Below are 16,614 nucleotides of genomic sequence, written 5' to 3'. Positions count from 1 at the left end.
TTAGTAAATCTCGTTTTTGAATCAACGCTAATCAGAACGCATTAAATTGGTGGTCTCTGGTTGGTGTTGATGGGTTTTAAATGAGTGGCTATTTTGCGTCTTTGTGGGTGCGGAGTGGTGTCAAAGTTTATTTGTTAAAGCCCTGATTTAGGGCTAGATAAACTTGGTGGGTTAATGTATATTAGCCCACCTTTTTGCGTATATGGCTTTAAAGCTTGCGAATGTTTTCGTAAGTTGTTGATATTTTTAATAAATGTTTGGCCGTATAGGGGAGTTTAAGAAAATTTAGTTTAGGCCAGTAGCTCAATTGGCAGAGCGACGGTCTCCAAAACCGTAGGTTGGGGGTTCGATTCCCTCCTGGCCTGCCACTAAACTGATTTTTTGTTATTGAGATTTGGCGATTTGAACTTATTGTTAGTTCTATTCAATCTCGTTGCAGCTCACTTCTGTCGTTGTTTGGCGTAGGTTTGGGTTGTTGTTTTTATTTAGAATTAATTAATCGGTGACGGCTTAAGCCCCATTACATAAAGCAATAGCATGAATAAAATTAAAATTATTTTGGCACTCGCAGTTTTGGCGGCGGGAATCTACGGCTATTACACTTTGCCTGATCTGATGGGTGGTGAAGTTTCCCCGTTAGCGACCGTGGCATTGTTGTTGGTGTCCATAGTGGCCTCTTTGGGAATAGTCGCAACGTCTGAGTCAGGCCGGGCTCTGATTGAGTTCTCTAAGGGCTCTCAAATAGAGTTGCGTAAAATGGTCTGGCCTACAAGACAAGAAACGATGCAAACGACTATGATCGTCATGGTGATGGTTGTTCTTGTGGCGTTGTTTTTGTGGTTGATCGATATAGCTGTTTTCGAAGTGATTTACGATTTATTGCTTGGTGTTGATAGCTAATTCTTTTGGCTAGAAATAATGGTCCCTATTAACAAGTGAATCTTTGAAAGGTTAAGTGATGTCAGACAATCCTACGATAGATCAGATGGTTGAGGAAGCCGAAGCTGCGCCAGAGAAAAATATGCAGTGGTTTGTTGTGCAAGCTTTCTCGAATTATGAGAAGCGTGTTCAGCTTACTTTGCAGGAAAGTATTGAGCGCCATGGGATGCAAGACCTTTTCGGTGAGATCTTGGTGCCTACCGAGGAAGTCGTAGAAATGCGCGCTGGGCAAAAACGAACCAGTGAACGGAAGTTTTTTCCGGGATACGTGTTAGTTCAAATGGTCATGAATGATGATACTTGGCACTTGGTTAAGAGTACGCCGCGTGTGTCTGGGTTTATTGGCGGCAAAGCATCAGATCCGACGCCTTTGACGGATAAAGAAGCTAGCGCGATATTGCAGCAAGTTCAAGACGGGTCGGATCAACCTAGGCATAAATTCTCATTTGAGCCTGGTGAAGTTGTCCGCGTTAATGAAGGTCCATTTGCTGATTTCAACGGCACTGTTGAAGACGTTAACTACGAAAAATCTAAACTGCGTGTTGCGGTATCAATTTTCGGACGTTCGACTCCTGTTGAGCTGGATTTTGATCAGGTTGAAAAAGGGTAAGCTCTTGTATTGTGTTTGATTGATTTGCCGAGGTTCTCGCAGTTTGGCAAGTCAGAAAAAATTTCTCTTAGCGGTGCAAGAGTTAGACAAATTGAGCCGATTGCTTAGTTGTCTATAGAGAGCATTGTAATAATGTAACCGGGGAGTCTAGCGACGTTTGAACCCAAACAAGAATCTTCCTGAGCGAAGGTTCTGGAGTATATGAAATGGCTAAAAAAGTCGATGCTTTAATTAAGCTTCAAGTGCCCGCTGGTGGCGCGAATCCAAGTCCTCCTGTTGGTCCTGCGTTAGGTCAGCACGGTGTAAATATCATGGAATTCTGTAAGGCGTTTAACGCAGCTACGCAAGAAATGGAAAAAGGCTTGCCTGTTCCTGTCGTGATCACAGTGTACTCTGATAAGAGCTTCACTTACATCATGAAGACTCCTCCTGCATCTGTTCTTTTGAAAAAAGCCGCAGGTATTCAGAAAGGTTCTGGTGTGCCGCATACCGATAAGGTTGGTAAGGTTACGCGTGCTCAATTAGAAGAGATTGCGCAAACAAAAATGGCAGACCTTAATGCCTACGATATAGATGCCGCAGTAAAGATTATTGCTGGTTCTGCTCGTAGCATGGGCATTGAAACTGAATAGGCAGAGGTAATTAGTCATGGCAAAAATGAACAAGCGTATGCAAGCGGTTACTGAAAAAGTAGACGCTGATAAATTTTATTCTCTAGACGAAGTTTTCGCTCTCGCAAAAGACACTGCATCAGCTAAATTTGATGAAAGTGTTGATGTGGCGATTAATCTTGGCATAGATGCTCGTAAATCTGATCAAGCGGTTCGCGGCGCGACTGTGTTACCTAAAGGTACGGGTAAGACAGTTAGAGTTGCTGTATTCACCGATGGTGATAATGTCGCTAAGGCTGAAGAAGCGGGTGCTGACGTTGTTGGTATGGACGACTTGGCTGCTAAGGTTAAAGCAGGCGAGATGGACTTTGATATCGTTATAGCAAGCCCCGATGCAATGAGAGTGGTAGGTCAGTTAGGGCAAATTTTAGGCCCGCGCGGCTTAATGCCTAACCCTAAAACTGGAACAGTGTCTGCCGATGTGGCAACCGCTGTTCGCAATGCAAAGGCTGGGCAAGTTCAATATCGTATTGACAAGGCTGGAATCATTCATTCCACCATTGGTAAGGCTTCTTTTTCGGCTGAAGATTTGCATGAGAATTTTATGGCTCTTTTGGCTGCGTTGCATAAGGCTAAGCCTGCATCAGCCAAGGGTCAATATTTTAAGCGAGTGTCAGTATCCACAACTATGGGTACAGGTATTCGTGTAGATCGTCAAACATTACCTCAGTTTTAATTGAAGTAAAGTTGGATGATCACTTGGGTGCTCGCTGGGTCTCTTAAAGGATCTGGTGAGCGTGTCAAAGACCGTAGGTGGTATTGGCTATTGGTGGCATTAACACTCTTTGAGTAAAGTCTCCGATTGCTTTTATCTTAATTTTCCTACGTAGATGGTGTCCCCAGACAAGTTTTGTATTTTTAGCTAGTTGTTTTTTAAGCATTATAGCTGGGTTTGTAAAACTGATTTAGGGTGCCAAAACTGGAGGTAGCTCTGATATGAGCCTAAATCTTGAACAAAAGAAACAGGTCGTTGATGACGTCTCTGCCGTAGTTGGTAATGCACAAGCTACTGTGATTGCTGAGTATCGTGGTTTAACTGTAGAGCAAATGAAAACTCTACGCCGCGAAGCTTACGATAACAATGTGTATGTACGAGTGATTAAGAACACGCTTCTTCGTCGCGCAGTACAAGAAACCGATCACGCTTGCTTGGACGAGCATTTGGTTGGACCTTTGGCATTCGCTGCGTCGGAAGACCCAGTGGCTGTTGCTAAAGTGTTGAACAAATACGCGAAAGAGTATGACGCTCTCGAAATCAAAGGCGGTTCTATGAACGGCTCTTTGCTTAACGAAGGCGAAATCAAAGCATTAGCACAACTTCCGAGCCGAGATGAGTTGTTGGCGAAACTAATGGGCACTATGCAAGCGCCTGTTGCTAAGTTCGTTCAAACACTTAACGAAGTTCCTACCAAGTTTGCACGTGGTTTGGCAGCAGTAAGAGACGCAAAAGACGCAGCGTAAGCTACGTTTAAACGGTTCGTTTCAACCAGTTTTTACATTTTATTTTTTTGGGCAAATAGGCCCGTGAGGTTTTACAAATGAGTAAACAAGATATCCTAGATGCAATTGCATCAATGTCAGTACTTGAGCTTTCTGAACTAATTACAGAAATGGAAGAAAAATTCGGCGTATCTGCTGCGGCTGCCGCGGTTGTAGCTCCTGCTGCTGGTGGTGGTGAAGCTGCTGCTGCTGAAGAGAAAGACGAGTTTGACGTTGTTCTTGCTGGTTTCGGCGACAACAAAGTTGCTGTAATTAAAGCTGTTCGTGGCGCAACTGGTCTTGGCTTGAAAGAAGCTAAAGAAATGGTAGAAAGCGCTCCAGCAACGTTGAAAGAAGCTGTTGCAAAAGGCGAAGCTGAAGAGCTTAAGAAAACTCTTGAAGAAGCTGGTGCTTCTGTAGAGTTGAAGTAAGGGATTGCTATCTCTTGCTGCTGAGTCAATAGTCGCTCTTATAGAGCGAGACGTTGACTCAGTTAGCCTCAGCATAGCTGAGGCTTAGGCGGAAAAGTACCAAGGCTGGTCGGCTAATAGTCGGTCGGCCTTAGTCCGCTTCTGAGTGGTTGGATTTTTTTTTACCATTCAGTCTACTTACCATAGTGAATTCCAGAGACTGTCGTTGCGGAAATTGATCCGAACGATGGCTCTTAAGCTTGTAAAAAACGAGGTTATCCATGGGCTACTCTTTTACCCAAAAGAAGCGTTTACGTAAGAGTTTTTCTAAGCGTCCTGAAGGCGTTTTACCAATTCCTTACTTATTAGAGACTCAACTAGAGTCATATCGTAAATTTTTACAAGCTGATGCTGATCCAGATACGCGGTCAGAATTAGGTTTGCAAGCTGCATTTAAGTCAGTGTTCCCTATTGAAAGCTTTAACGGTAGTGCGGCCCTTGAGTTCGTTAGTTACCGTTTGGGCGTGCCTGCGTTTGACGTACGTGAGTGCCAACAACGCGGATTGATCTTTTCAGCGCCTTTGCGTGTGAAAATGCGATTGGTTATTTACAACAAAGAAGAAGGTAAATCCACCGGCGCCAAAGTTGTAAAAGAAGTTAAAGAGCAAGAAGTGTATCTTGGCGATATGCCGCTGATGACCGATAACGGCACATTCGTTATCAATGGTACCGAGCGTGTTGTCGTTGCTCAGCTCCATCGTTCACCGGGTGTTTTCTTTGACCACGATCGTGGTAAAACGCACTCATCTGGCAAATTGCTCTTCTCATCACGAATCATTCCTTACCGTGGTTCTTGGTTGGATTTTGAATTTGACCCGAAAGATTTGTTGTTCATTCGAATCGACAGACGCCGTAAACTTGCGGCAACTATCTTGCTGCGTGCACTGGGTTATACGACTCAAGAAATTCTTGAGATGTTCTTCCAGAATGATACGTTTAATATCAGCGAGAAAGAGGTTTCTCTTGACCTTGTGCCGTCACGTCTTCGTGGCGAGCAGCTGGCGTTCGATATCAATACAGGTAAAAAGAAGGCTGATCTTATTGTAGAAGCTGGTCGAAGAATTACCGCTCGCCATATTCGCCAAATGGAAGAAGCGAAGCTCAGTTCAATTACGGTGCCGAATGAGTATTTCATTGGTCGTACTTTAGCTAAGGACATTGCCGATACCGAGACTGGTGAGTTGTTGGCTGAAGCAAACCAAGTGGTCACTGAAGAGCTTATTGAAGCTTTCATTGAAAAGAAAATTAAATCCGTTGAAGTCATTTACACCAATGACTTGGATGAAGGGCCTTATGTTTCTGAGACTCTCCGTATAGATCCGACCAACAGTGAGCTAGAAGCGCAAGTCGAAATCTATCGCATGATGCGCCCTGGTGAGCCACCAACAAAAGAAGCAGCGCAAGGGTTGTTTGCGAACATGTTTTTTAATGCTGATCGCTACGACCTGTCTACGGTTGGCCGAATGAAGTTTAACCGCCGCTTAAATCGCGAGTCTGATACTGGCGAAGGGGTGTTGAGCAAAGATGACATCATTGATGTGATGAAGACTTTGATCGACCTTAAAAACGGAAAAGGCGACATTGATGACATCGATAACTTAGGCAATCGCCGAGTTAGATCAGTTGGTGAGTTGGTTGAAAATCAATTTCGTGTGGGTTTAGTCCGCGTTGAACGCGCTGTTCGTGAGCGTTTGACTCTGGCCGAAGCTGAAGGCTTGACTCCACAGGATTTAATCAATGCCAAGCCGGTTTCCGCGGTTGTAAAAGAGTTCTTTGGTTCTTCACAGCTTTCACAGTTCATGGACCAAACTAATCCCTTGTCTGAGGTTACTCATAAGCGCCGTGTATCTGCGTTAGGCCCTGGCGGTCTAACTCGTGAGCGTGCCGGATTTGAAGTACGTGATGTACACCCAACTCACTACGGTCGTGTTTGCCCGATTGAGACGCCTGAGGGTCCGAATATTGGACTGATTAACTCCTTGGCGGTGTTTGCTCGAACCAATGATTATGGCTTTTTAGAAACGCCGTATTTGAAGGTGGTTGACGGCAAGATGACGGAAGAAGTTGCTTACCTTTCCGCGATTGAAGAGCGAAAGTTTGTGATAGCGCAAGCGAATGCAGAGGTTGATTCTGCGGGCAGTTTGACCGACGAATTGGTTAACTGTCGACATCAGAATGAATTTTCTCTGGCGACACCTCAACAAGTTGAATTTATCGACGTTGCTCCGTCTCAGATTGTATCTGTCGCCGCTTCTTTGATTCCATTCCTCGAGCACGATGATGCGAACAGGGCATTGATGGGCTCAAACATGCAACGCCAAGCCGTGCCGACTATTCGTAGTGAAAAGCCGTTGGTTGGTACTGGTATGGAACGCACCGTAGCGGTGGATTCCGGCGTCGCATTGACTGCTAAGCGTGGTGGTAGAGTTGAATCCGTTGATGCCGCCAGAATTGTGGTTCGCGTGCATGAAGATGAGGCTGCGGATGGTAACTCTGGTGTGGATATCTACAATCTAACCAAATACACTCGCTCAAACCAAAACACCAATATCAATCAGCGTCCGTTAGTTAAGGGCGGTGATACGATAGAGCGTGGCGATGTGTTGGCTGATGGCCCGTCTACGGATATGGGTGAGCTTGCTCTTGGTCGTAATGTTCTAATGGCTTTCATGCCTTGGAACGGATACAACTTTGAGGATTCGATTCTAATTTCTGAGAATCTGGTAAAAGAAGACGTATACACAACGATTCATATTGAAGAACTTACCTGTGTTGCCAGAGACACTAAGCTGGGTTCTGAAGAGGTAACACGAGACATTCCCAATGTGGGTGAGCACGCCCTCGGTCGTTTAGATGAAGCGGGTATTGTTTATGTCGGTGCTGAAGTTAAGGGCGGAGACATTCTAGTTGGTAAAGTAACTCCAAAAGGTGAAACTCAGCTTACACCTGAAGAGAAGTTGTTGCGTGCGATCTTTGGTGAGAAAGCATCTGACGTTAAGGATACTTCGTTACGCGTTCCTTCTTCAATGAAAGGTACGGTAATCGACGTGCAAGTATTTACTCGCGACGGTGTGGAAAAAGATACTCGAGCCTTGGCGAACGAAGAGTCAGAATTGACTCGTATTCGTAAGGACTTAAATGAGCAATTCCGTATCGTTGAAGAAGACACCTATTCGCGTATTGAGAATCTGCTTAAGAATAAAGAAGTCGTAAAAGCGCCAGGCCTTAGCAAGGGTCAAAAGGTGACGCCAGCTTATCTGGAAGAACTTGATAGAACTCGATGGTTTGAAATCAGTCTAACTAATGCCGATGCGGCGGACAAGCTCGAGCAGCTTCAAGATAGCCTTGCTCAACAGCGGACCTTCTTTGATGAATTGTTTGATGAAAAACGCGGCAAGCTGGAAGCTGGTGATGATTTAGCACCAGGCGTGCTAAAAATGGTAAAAGTTTTTGTTGCCATTAAGCGCCGTCTACAGCCTGGTGACAAGATGGCTGGTCGTCACGGTAACAAAGGTGTGATTTCTAAGATTGTGCCTGTCGAAGATATGCCATTCATGGAAGATGGAACAACGGTTGATATCGTGTTGAACCCATTGGGTGTACCGTCTCGTATGAATGTTGGGCAAGTATTAGAAACCCACCTCGGTTGGGCTGCAGCAGGACTCGGCAAGAAGATTGACGAAATGCTGAGAAAACAACGTTCGACTGAAGATGTTCGTGAGTTTCTGGGTAAGGTATACAACACCAGCGGTAAGTCTGAGAGTCTTGAAGATTTCAGTGATGATGAAGTTATCGAAATGGCCGGCAACTTGCGTAAAGGCGTGCCGATGGCCACTCCAGTATTTGACGGTGCCGCTGAGTCAGAAATTAAAGGCATGTTGGAACTGGCGGGCCTACCCGCTTCAGGTCAAACAACCTTATTTGATGGCCGCACCGGCGAGCAGTTTGATCGCCCTGTAACCGTTGGCTATATGTATATCTTGAAATTGAATCACTTGATCGATGACAAAATGCACGCACGTTCGACAGGACCTTACAGTTTGATTACCCAGCAGCCATTAGGCGGTAAAGCGCAGTTTGGTGGTCAGCGATTTGGTGAGATGGAGGTGTGGGCCTTAGAAGCCTACGGTGCTGCATACACCTTGCAAGAAATGTTAACGGTTAAGTCCGATGACGTGAGCGGTCGTACTAAAATGTACGAAAACATTGTTAAGGGTAACTATCAGGTTGAAGCAAACATGCCTGAGTCATTCAACGTACTTGTGAAAGAGATTCGATCTTTGGGTCTGAATATCGAGTTACAAGAAGATGAAGTTGAATAGATAGTTATCGTTACCTGAAAATACGAGGAAAAAACAATGCAAGATTTATTAAATCTACTTAAACAGCCTGGTGTGGTAAACGACGATTTTGACTCAATCAGAGTTAGTATCGCTTCACCAGAAAAGATCCGCTCTTGGTCTTTTGGCGAAGTTAAAAAGCCAGAAACCATTAACTACAGAACCTTTAAGCCTGAGCGCGACGGTTTATTCTGTGCCAAGTTATTTGGACCGATTTCTGATTACGAGTGTTTGTGCGGAAAATATAAGCGCCTAAAGCATCGCGGAGTTATTTGCGAGAAGTGTGGTGTCGAAGTGACACTAGCCAAAGTTCGACGTGAACGTATGGGTCACATTGATCTAGCGTGTCCTGTTGCACACATCTGGTTTCTTAAGTCACTGCCATCGCGTTTGGGGTTGATGTTAGACATGACCGTTCGTGAGATCGAACGCGTTTTGTATTTTGAAGCCTATATCGTAATTGATCCAGGTATGACGCCGTTAGAAGCTAAAACGCTCATGACCGAAGAAGCTTACCTTGATGCCGTTGAGTCTCATGGTGATGAGTTCAAAGCGGGAATGGGTGCAGAAGCGATAAAAGAGCTGCTTGTTGATGTAAACATTAACAAGGAAGTAACGCGTTTACGTGAAGAACTTGGTGCCACGTCATCCGAAACCAAGATCAAAAACATCACGAAACGACTGAAAGTGTTAGAAGCATTCCAAAGCTCAGGTAATGATCCTAAGTGGATGATTATGGAAGTTCTGCCGGTTCTTCCGCCTGATTTGCGTCCTTTGGTGGCATTGGATGGTGGACGTTTTGCGACGTCTGATCTTAATGACTTGTATCGTCGAGTGATCAATCGTAATAATCGCTTGCGTCGTCTTCTTGATTTGAATGCGCCTGACATTATCGTTCGTAACGAAAAACGAATGTTGCAAGAGTCTGTTGACGCTTTGCTAGATAATGGTCGTCGAGGGAAAGCGATCACTGGCGCGAATAAACGTCAGTTGAAATCACTTGCCGACATGATCAAAGGTAAGCAAGGGCGTTTTCGTCAGAATTTACTTGGTAAGCGTGTCGACTATTCTGGCCGTTCTGTGATCGTTGTTGGACCAACCCTAAAACTTCATCAGTGCGGATTGCCTAAGAAAATGGGGCTAGAGTTATTTAAGCCATTCATTTTCAACAAGCTAGAACTGCGAGGCTTGGCAACAACAATCAAGCAAGCTAAGAAATTGGTTGAAGCTGAGACACCTGAGGTTTGGGATATCTTGGAAGAAGTTATTCGAGAACATCCAATTATGTTGAACCGAGCGCCAACGCTTCACCGTTTAGGTATCCAAGCATTTGAGCCGGTCTTAGTAGAAGGTAAAGCCATCCAACTGCACCCACTTGTATGTACTCCATACAATGCGGACTTTGATGGTGACCAAATGGCTGTGCACGTACCATTGTCAATCGAAGCGCAATTGGAAGCGCGGACATTGATGATGTCTACCAACAATATTTTATCGCCAGCTAATGGTGAGCCGATTATTGTGCCTTCGCAAGATATTGTTTTGGGTCTGTACTACATGACTCGAGAAATGATTAATGTGAAGGGCGAAGGTAAGCAATTCGCTAACGTTGACGAAGTTAGACGTGCGTTTGACGCAGATCAAATCTCATTACACGCGAAGATCAGTGTGCGAATTCCTGAAGTTCATATTGACGAAGATACTCGTGAACGTACTCATACAAACAATAAGTATGAAACGACCACTGGCCGAGCTCTGTTGTCCGAAATTTTGCCTGAAGGCATGCCTTTCGCGGCGATTAACCAGAAGATGAAGAAGAAGACAATTTCTGAAACCATCAACCTCTGTTATCGCAATGTGGGAATGAAAGAGACGGTAATCTTTGCTGATCAATTGATGTACACGGGTTTCCGTAATGCGGCTTTGGCCGGTATTTCTATCGGTGTGGACGACATGGTTGTTCCTGCGGACAAACATGACATCGTCGACGAAGCCGAAGCTGAAGTTAAGCACATCCAAGAACAATTCTCTGGTGGTTTACTGACAGACGGCGAGCGTTACAACAAAGTGGTGGATATTTGGACTCGTACTTCTGAGAACATCGCTAATAAAATGATGGAAAATCTAGGCTCAGATAAAGTAACTGATGCTGAAGGTAACGAAGTCGACCAAGAATCGTTTAACTCTATTTACATGATGGCCGACTCTGGGGCTCGTGGTTCGCACGCTCAGATTCGTCAGTTGTCAGGTATGCGTGGTTTGATGGCAAAACCGGATGGTTCGATTATCGAAACACCGATTACGGCTAACTTCCGTGAAGGACTAAACGTATCTCACTACTTTATTTCGACTCACGGTGCACGTAAAGGTTTGGCTGATACGGCATTGAAGACTGCGAACTCGGGCTATTTGACTCGTCGTTTAGTTGATGTGTGTCAAGATTTGGTGGTAACCGATCAAGATTGCGGAACCAATCAAGGTGTTTTACGAAAAGCTTTCGTACAAGGCGGCGACGTTGTAATTCCGCTAAGAGATCGCGTTTTGGGTCGAACGGTAGTTAAAGACGTTCATTCAAACATTGATGATTCAGTGGTTGTTCCAGAAGGCGCGATGATTGATGAGAAATACTTTGATGCAATTGAAGCAAATAATATCGATGAAGTTTTGGTTCGATCGCCAGTAACGTGTGATACGCGATACGGTATCTGTACTACTTGTTATGGTCGCGATTTGGCACGTGGTCATATGGTAAACCGAGGTGAGGCAGTCGGAGTTATTGCTGCGCAATCAATTGGTGAGCCAGGCACACAGTTAACGATGCGTACTTTCCATATTGGTGGTGCGGCGACAGCCGGTGCATCAGTATCGAACATTGAAGTTAAGAACAACGGTTCAGTTAAGTTAGAGAACCTTCGTTCAGTTATTAACTCGGATAAGAAACAAGTTGTCGTTGCACGTTCTGGTGAGCTATTGGTGCAAGATCAAAATGGATCAGACCGAGAGCGATATAAGTTGCCTTACGGTGCTGTACTGCAGGTTAATGACGGCGACGAAGTAAGCGCTGGACAAATTGTTGCGAACTGGGATCCACATACTCACCCAATTATCACTGAGGTACAGGGTAAGGTTAAGTTCTCAGAGATGTCAGAAGGCCTAACCGTTAACAAGCAAACGGACGAGTTAACTGGCGTGACATCTTACGTCGTGATTGATCCGGCAGAACGACGTGGTTCTGCTCGAGACTTGAAGCCTGCTATCGAGTTGGTGGATGGTAAAGGCAAGCCGCTAACGTTAGCAGGCACCGATGTGCCGGCTCGCTATTCATTGAATGCGGGCGCCATCGTGACGGTTGATGATGGGCAAAAAGTTGGTGTTGGTGATGTTCTTGCGAGCATTCCTCAAGAATCTTCTAAAAACCGCGATATTACGGGTGGTTTACCACGAGTTGCGGAGCTTTTTGAGGCTCGTAAACCTAAAGACGCTGCGATTATGGCAACGGCATCCGGTGTTGTGAGCTTTGGTAAAGAAACTAAAGGCAAGCAGCGATTGGTTATTACCGATCAAAATGGCGAGTCAGTAGAAACCTTGATCTTAAAAGGTCGCACCATCAATGTATTTGAAGGTGAGTCTGTTGAGATTGGTGAGGTTGTTGTTGATGGAGCTCCAGTGGCCGAAGACATTCTCGCTTTGAAAGGCAAAGAGGCTCTTACCGACTACATCGTGGACGAGGTTCAAGAGGTATACAGGTTGCAAGGCGTAACAATTAACGATAAGCATATTGAAGTGATCGTACGTCAAATGCTGCGTAAGGTTAAGATTACCGATCCTGGTCAAACTAAGCTGTTACCTGGTGAGCAAATCGAACGCACTCGCTTTTTAGAGGAAAATGAGAAGGCGGTTGCGGAAGACATTATTCCAGCGAAGTCTGAGCCTGTACTCCTAGGTATTACGAAGGCGTCGTTAACGACTGAATCGTTTATTTCCGCTGCGTCTTTCCAAGAGACAACACGGGTACTTACTGAGGCGTCTATTGCTGGCAAAGTCGACAGTCTTCGTGGCTTGAAAGAGAACGTGGTAGTTGGGCGTTTGATTCCAGCTGGTACTGGTCTTGCTTATCACGAAGAGCGCGTTCGACGTCGTAAAGACTCCGAAGCTAAAAAAGCTGAGCTGGAAGCGTTGATGAGTCAGGAAACGGCAGATGCTGCGGCAGCGTTTGATGCTTATGAGGATACTCCTGAAGATCAAGCTGTGGAAGAAACTCCCGTGGCTGAAGCGTCAGAATAGTATAAAAACGCAATAAACAGTGATGTAGCCCGGTGTCGTTTTGCGACACCGGGCTTTTTTGTGCATTGAATGCGATAGAGCTTTAATTGGGGATAAACCTATGGCCGCCTCTTTCGTGCTTAGTTTCTGATGCTAGGATGTAAGAAATGGTAAGCAAATGTCTCTTTACTGTTGTTTTTTTTGTTTATACGGCGGTTTATCTAAAAATTAACTTTTTCCTAGTCAGACGAATTAAGCGCTTAACTAGACCAATCGTTTAGTTTATGATCTATACATATTCGTTAGCTAAGTCTTTGATCTCCCCCTACCAGTAGAGATTTTAAGGCTCTATCCGTTACCCAACTCTATGCCTTTTTTAAAGATCAGCCTTTTATGGTTGTCCATTTCTGTGTGCGCGATGGCAGATGGTGGACCGCAACGAAACCTCGCGCCAGAGTCAATGACGCCGGCTCAGGGCGCATCCTTGCCCGGTGTTGAATACGCGGCCGCATTAGCGAAAGGGCATAAAAATACCGCTCATTCTCTTGACGCAGAAAGGGTTAAAGTTGAGTCGGACGGTTCATTGACCCCGCGTTCAGAAAACATCATCGATGTGTTAGCGGCCTTGGACTCAGGAGTTGGTGCCGCGGTAAATTTCACCATGTCATTTTCACATAATACTTACGTGTTGACGGCCGATGGCAAACAAACACTCGGTGTCATTGCTGATGCGATTCGATATTTGGACTCAGAGGTGAGCATTGATATAGAAATGCCTGCTGAAAGCGCAAAAGACAAGGAGTTGACCATTCGCCGAGGACGTGAATTGGTGCGCATTTTGAGTTCTAATTATGGATTGAAAAACCAGATACGTTTTTACATCGCTTCTTCGTATGACCGCCGTAGTTCGTCTGGGAGCTCTAAAACAAACAAAGGGTCAGACCTAAAAAGGGTAACGCTGTTGAATCTTGGTACCTCTGGGTAATTAATAAGATTCAGTACAAACTGTTCACGCTTTGCTACTATCATAGAAAATATGTTTTAAGATGGTACCGAATGAAATATTTAAGAACACCTGACAGCTGCTTTTCAAACTTACCGGAGTATGATTTCGCGCCAAACTACCTCACTGTAAATGATGGTGAGGGTGGTGTCCTTAGGCTGCACTATATTGACGAAGGCCCCAAGAATGGTGAGCCGGTGTTGCTCATGCATGGCGAACCCTCATGGAGTTTTTTATACCGAAAAATGGTCAAAGGTATTGTTGATTCGGGAAGGCGAGTGATCGCTCCAGATTTAATTGGCTTTGGACGTTCGGACAAGCCTACTGAGCGCTCAGATTATACTTATGATAGTCACCTTATGTGGATAGGTGATTGGTTACGTCAAATGGACCTTCGAAACACGGTGTTGTTTTGTCAAGACTGGGGTGGATTACTTGGTTTGAGGTTGGTCGCTGCGGAGCCCGAACGCTTTTCCGGCGTGGTGGTAGCCAATACTGGCCTACCTACTGGAGACAGTGAGCCAAGTGACGCTTTTCTAAACTGGAGAGAATTTTCTCAATCTGTTCCTGTCTTCCCCGTTGGTCAAATCATCCAGAGCTCAACGGTTTCAGAATTAAGTTCCAGTGTCGTTGACGGCTACGATGCACCGTACCCAGATGAGACTTATAAAGCGGGTGCTAGACAGTTCCCTTTATTGGTTCCAATCACATCGGACGACCCAGCTTCTCAGGATAATAGAGACGCTTGGAAGGCTCTCAGTGTCTTTGATAAGCCATTTCTCACCGCGTTCAGTGATAAAGATCCCGTTACGGCGGGTGGGGATACGTTTTTTCAAAAAATGGTTCCTGGATGTAAGGGCCAACAGCATGTTGTTACAAAAAATGGTGGGCATTTTCTTCAAGAAGATAAAGGTGAGGAACTTGCAGGCGTCATTGTTCAATTTATTAAGGACAATTCACTTTAACTTAGCGTTTATTTAAACCTACGAATATATATGAGCGATAGAGAATTTGATGTGTTGGTACTCGGGGCCACTGGTTTTACGGGAAAATGGGTTGCCAAGCACCTGTTTGATAACTACGACAGCGCTGATTTGAAGTGGGCTTTAGCCGGGCGTAATGAAGAAAAGCTGAAAAAAGTCAGGGAATTTGTTGGGGATGAAGAGCAGGCCGTTCCGTTCATTATTGCCGACAGTGGCGACGAAGCTTCTCTGAGAGAAATGGTTGCTCAAACTAAGGTGGTTATTACCACGGTAGGACCTTATGCCTATTACGGTTCTTTATTGGTTAAGGTGTGCGCAGAGCTAGGTACTCACTACGTTGATCTTACCGGTGAGGTGCCTTGGATGCGAGATATGATAGATGCTCATCATATTTCGGCCGAGAAAAGCGGCGCCAAGATAGTTCACAGCTGTGGCTTTGATTCGATCCCGTCAGACATGGGGACGTTTTTTGTACAACAAGAAGCAAAGAAGCGGTTTGGTAAAACTCTCAAAAACGTCAGATTTTCGCTTACCAAAGCTAAGGGCGGAATCAGTGGTGGCACGTTTGCCAGTATGATCAATATTGTTAAGCAGGCCGTGAAGGATAAACGGGTCAGAAAGATATTGTTTAATCCATACTCGCTTAATCCATCCCCGAGTTTCAAGGGGCCAGATAAACCAGACCAGCAAAGAGTAGAATACTCCAAGGAATTAGGAAAATGGACCGCGCCTTTTTTAATGGCGGGCATCAACACACGCATTGTTCGACGATCAAACGCGTTGATGGATTTTGCGTATGGACAAGACTTTAGTTACACAGAAACAATGCCCACTGGCCCCGGTGCTTCGGGTTATTTGACCGCTAAAGCCATATCCACCGCTATCAAATCCATTGCCTTTATGAGCATTACTGCCCTAGGTCGATCTGTGTTGGGCGTCTTTATACCAGCGCAGGGTAGCGGGCCAAAGGTTGACCCTGAAGACCCTGGCTTCTACCTTATCCATTTCCACGGTGAAACCGACTCAGATGAAAAAATAGTGGCGACGGTCGCTGGTGATGGCGATCCTGGTTATGGCTCGACTTCCAAAATGCTTGCTGAAGCGGGAGTTTGCCTTGCTTTGGATAAGCTTCAAGTTGAGGGTGGTTTCTGGACTCCAGCGTCTGCAATGGGAAATCAGCTGCTTGGTCGGCTGTCTAATAAAGCCGGTCTAGAGTTTACGATCGTTGAGTAATTCTAATTTAACGATTAGACCCGCTACCATTGATGATGTGGTCGAGCTTAGGTCGTTTGAGCAAGAAGTAATTCGTGCTGAGCGACCATTCGCTCAGGACTTGGCAGACGGCCCAATCCGTTACTATGACATAGAATCTCTAATTTCCAGTGATGACTGTTTATTGCTGGTGGTCGAATCCATTGACGGCTTGGTGGGCTCGGGCTACGCACGTATAGAGGTAAATAAGCCGCATTTCAAAGGCGACTTTTTTGCCTATCTGGGTTTCATGTTTGTCACTCAGGGGTATCGAGGAAAAGGTGTCAACGGGCTTGTTCTTAAAGCCCTTAAAGAATGGTCTAAATCAAAAGGCGTGCGTTTTCTAAAACTGGATGTGTATCAGGGCAATACAGCCGCGGTCAAAGCTTATGCAAAAGCGGGCTTTACCGCCAACCTCGTAGAGATGGTGTCAGAGCTTTAGGGCTGGCGTCCATCACCGACAGACTCATGAGTTGTTAGATCCTAGGCAACTACCGGGGCTTAAGATCTTTTTTCTTTTTGCGACTGCTCAATCAATAGTATGCGCCCACTCACGCGATTTCGATAGAAATCTATTCAGAACGTTAAAATTCATAAAAACACCT

At 45.2% G+C, this 16,614-nt stretch carries 12 protein-coding genes and 1 tRNA gene; all 13 read left to right on the top strand.

Annotated features, from left to right (window positions below; all coding sequences use genetic code 11):
- Window positions 1-292: 292 nt before the first annotated feature.
- The 13 genes from ABWW54_RS18845 (at window position 293) to ABWW54_RS18785 (ending at window position 16,451) form a co-directional block, all read left to right on the top strand.
- Window positions 293-368: transfer RNA gene (locus ABWW54_RS18845), tRNA-Trp, on the top strand.
- Between the two features lie 169 nt (window positions 369-537).
- Window positions 538-900 carry a preprotein translocase subunit SecE gene (gene secE / locus ABWW54_RS18840; protein WP_353414607.1) on the top strand — a complete coding sequence of 121 codons (363 nt, stop codon included), beginning with the start codon at window positions 538-540 and terminating at the stop codon, window positions 898-900.
- A gap of 121 nt (window positions 901-1,021) precedes the next feature.
- Entirely contained in the window at window positions 1,022-1,549 is a 528-nt protein-coding gene (gene nusG, locus ABWW54_RS18835) for a transcription termination/antitermination protein NusG (protein ID WP_353414611.1), read from the top strand.
- 206 nt (window positions 1,550-1,755) lie between these two features.
- Complete coding sequence (gene rplK / locus ABWW54_RS18830; protein WP_353414605.1) at window positions 1,756-2,181, top strand: 50S ribosomal protein L11; 426 nt, start codon at window positions 1,756-1,758, stop codon at window positions 2,179-2,181.
- Between the two features lie 16 nt (window positions 2,182-2,197).
- Window positions 2,198-2,896 carry a 50S ribosomal protein L1 gene (gene rplA / locus ABWW54_RS18825; protein ID WP_353414603.1) on the top strand — a complete coding sequence of 233 codons (699 nt, stop codon included), beginning with the start codon at window positions 2,198-2,200 and terminating at the stop codon, window positions 2,894-2,896.
- A gap of 260 nt (window positions 2,897-3,156) precedes the next feature.
- The gene (gene rplJ, locus ABWW54_RS18820) at window positions 3,157-3,681 is read left to right on the top strand and encodes a 50S ribosomal protein L10 (protein ID WP_353414601.1); all 525 of its coding nucleotides are present in this window, start codon (window positions 3,157-3,159) and stop codon (window positions 3,679-3,681) included.
- Between the two features lie 77 nt (window positions 3,682-3,758).
- Window positions 3,759-4,130: a 50S ribosomal protein L7/L12 gene (gene rplL, locus ABWW54_RS18815; RefSeq protein WP_353414599.1), complete on the top strand. Its 372-nt coding sequence runs from the start codon at window positions 3,759-3,761 to the stop codon at window positions 4,128-4,130.
- A 260-nt stretch (window positions 4,131-4,390) separates the two neighbouring features.
- Entirely contained in the window at window positions 4,391-8,491 is a 4,101-nt protein-coding gene (gene rpoB / locus ABWW54_RS18810) for a DNA-directed RNA polymerase subunit beta (protein WP_353414597.1), read from the top strand.
- 36 nt (window positions 8,492-8,527) lie between these two features.
- Complete coding sequence (gene rpoC / locus ABWW54_RS18805; protein WP_353414595.1) at window positions 8,528-12,793, top strand: DNA-directed RNA polymerase subunit beta'; 4,266 nt, start codon at window positions 8,528-8,530, stop codon at window positions 12,791-12,793.
- 397 nt (window positions 12,794-13,190) lie between these two features.
- The gene (locus ABWW54_RS18800) at window positions 13,191-13,757 is read left to right on the top strand and encodes a hypothetical protein (protein WP_353414593.1); all 567 of its coding nucleotides are present in this window, start codon (window positions 13,191-13,193) and stop codon (window positions 13,755-13,757) included.
- Window positions 13,758-13,828: 71 nt separating this feature from the next.
- Window positions 13,829-14,740, top strand: coding sequence for a haloalkane dehalogenase (locus ABWW54_RS18795; RefSeq protein ID WP_353414591.1), 912 nt, complete (start codon window positions 13,829-13,831; stop codon window positions 14,738-14,740).
- Window positions 14,741-14,770: 30 nt separating this feature from the next.
- Window positions 14,771-15,991 (top strand): saccharopine dehydrogenase family protein, encoded by a 1,221-nt coding sequence (locus ABWW54_RS18790; RefSeq protein WP_353414590.1) that lies wholly within the window; start codon window positions 14,771-14,773, stop codon window positions 15,989-15,991.
- A complete protein-coding gene (locus ABWW54_RS18785; protein WP_353414589.1) occupies window positions 15,984-16,451 on the top strand; it encodes a GNAT family N-acetyltransferase in 468 nt (155 codons plus the stop codon). The genes ABWW54_RS18790 and ABWW54_RS18785 overlap by 8 nt, the downstream gene beginning before the upstream one ends.
- Window positions 16,452-16,614 lie beyond the last annotated feature (163 nt).

This window comes from Arenicella sp. 4NH20-0111 (assembly GCF_040366405.1).
In the GTDB taxonomy this organism is placed as follows: domain Bacteria; phylum Pseudomonadota; class Gammaproteobacteria; order Arenicellales; family Arenicellaceae; genus Arenicella.
Note: the sequence above shows the minus strand (reverse complement) of the source record. Positions and strands in the feature narration are given on the sequence as shown.

Coding starts and splice junctions, on each gene's coding strand:
- secE (WP_353414607.1), top strand. CDS start 538: ATGAATAAAATTAAAATTATTTTGGCACTCGCAGTTTTGGCGGCGGGA.
- nusG (WP_353414611.1), top strand. CDS start 1,022: ATGCAGTGGTTTGTTGTGCAAGCTTTCTCGAATTATGAGAAGCGTGTT.
- rplK (WP_353414605.1), top strand. CDS start 1,756: ATGGCTAAAAAAGTCGATGCTTTAATTAAGCTTCAAGTGCCCGCTGGT.
- rplA (WP_353414603.1), top strand. CDS start 2,198: ATGGCAAAAATGAACAAGCGTATGCAAGCGGTTACTGAAAAAGTAGAC.
- rplJ (WP_353414601.1), top strand. CDS start 3,157: ATGAGCCTAAATCTTGAACAAAAGAAACAGGTCGTTGATGACGTCTCT.
- rplL (WP_353414599.1), top strand. CDS start 3,759: ATGAGTAAACAAGATATCCTAGATGCAATTGCATCAATGTCAGTACTT.
- rpoB (WP_353414597.1), top strand. CDS start 4,391: ATGGGCTACTCTTTTACCCAAAAGAAGCGTTTACGTAAGAGTTTTTCT.
- rpoC (WP_353414595.1), top strand. CDS start 8,528: ATGCAAGATTTATTAAATCTACTTAAACAGCCTGGTGTGGTAAACGAC.
- ABWW54_RS18800 (WP_353414593.1), top strand. CDS start 13,191: ATGGCAGATGGTGGACCGCAACGAAACCTCGCGCCAGAGTCAATGACG.
- ABWW54_RS18795 (WP_353414591.1), top strand. CDS start 13,829: ATGAAATATTTAAGAACACCTGACAGCTGCTTTTCAAACTTACCGGAG.
- ABWW54_RS18790 (WP_353414590.1), top strand. CDS start 14,771: ATGAGCGATAGAGAATTTGATGTGTTGGTACTCGGGGCCACTGGTTTT.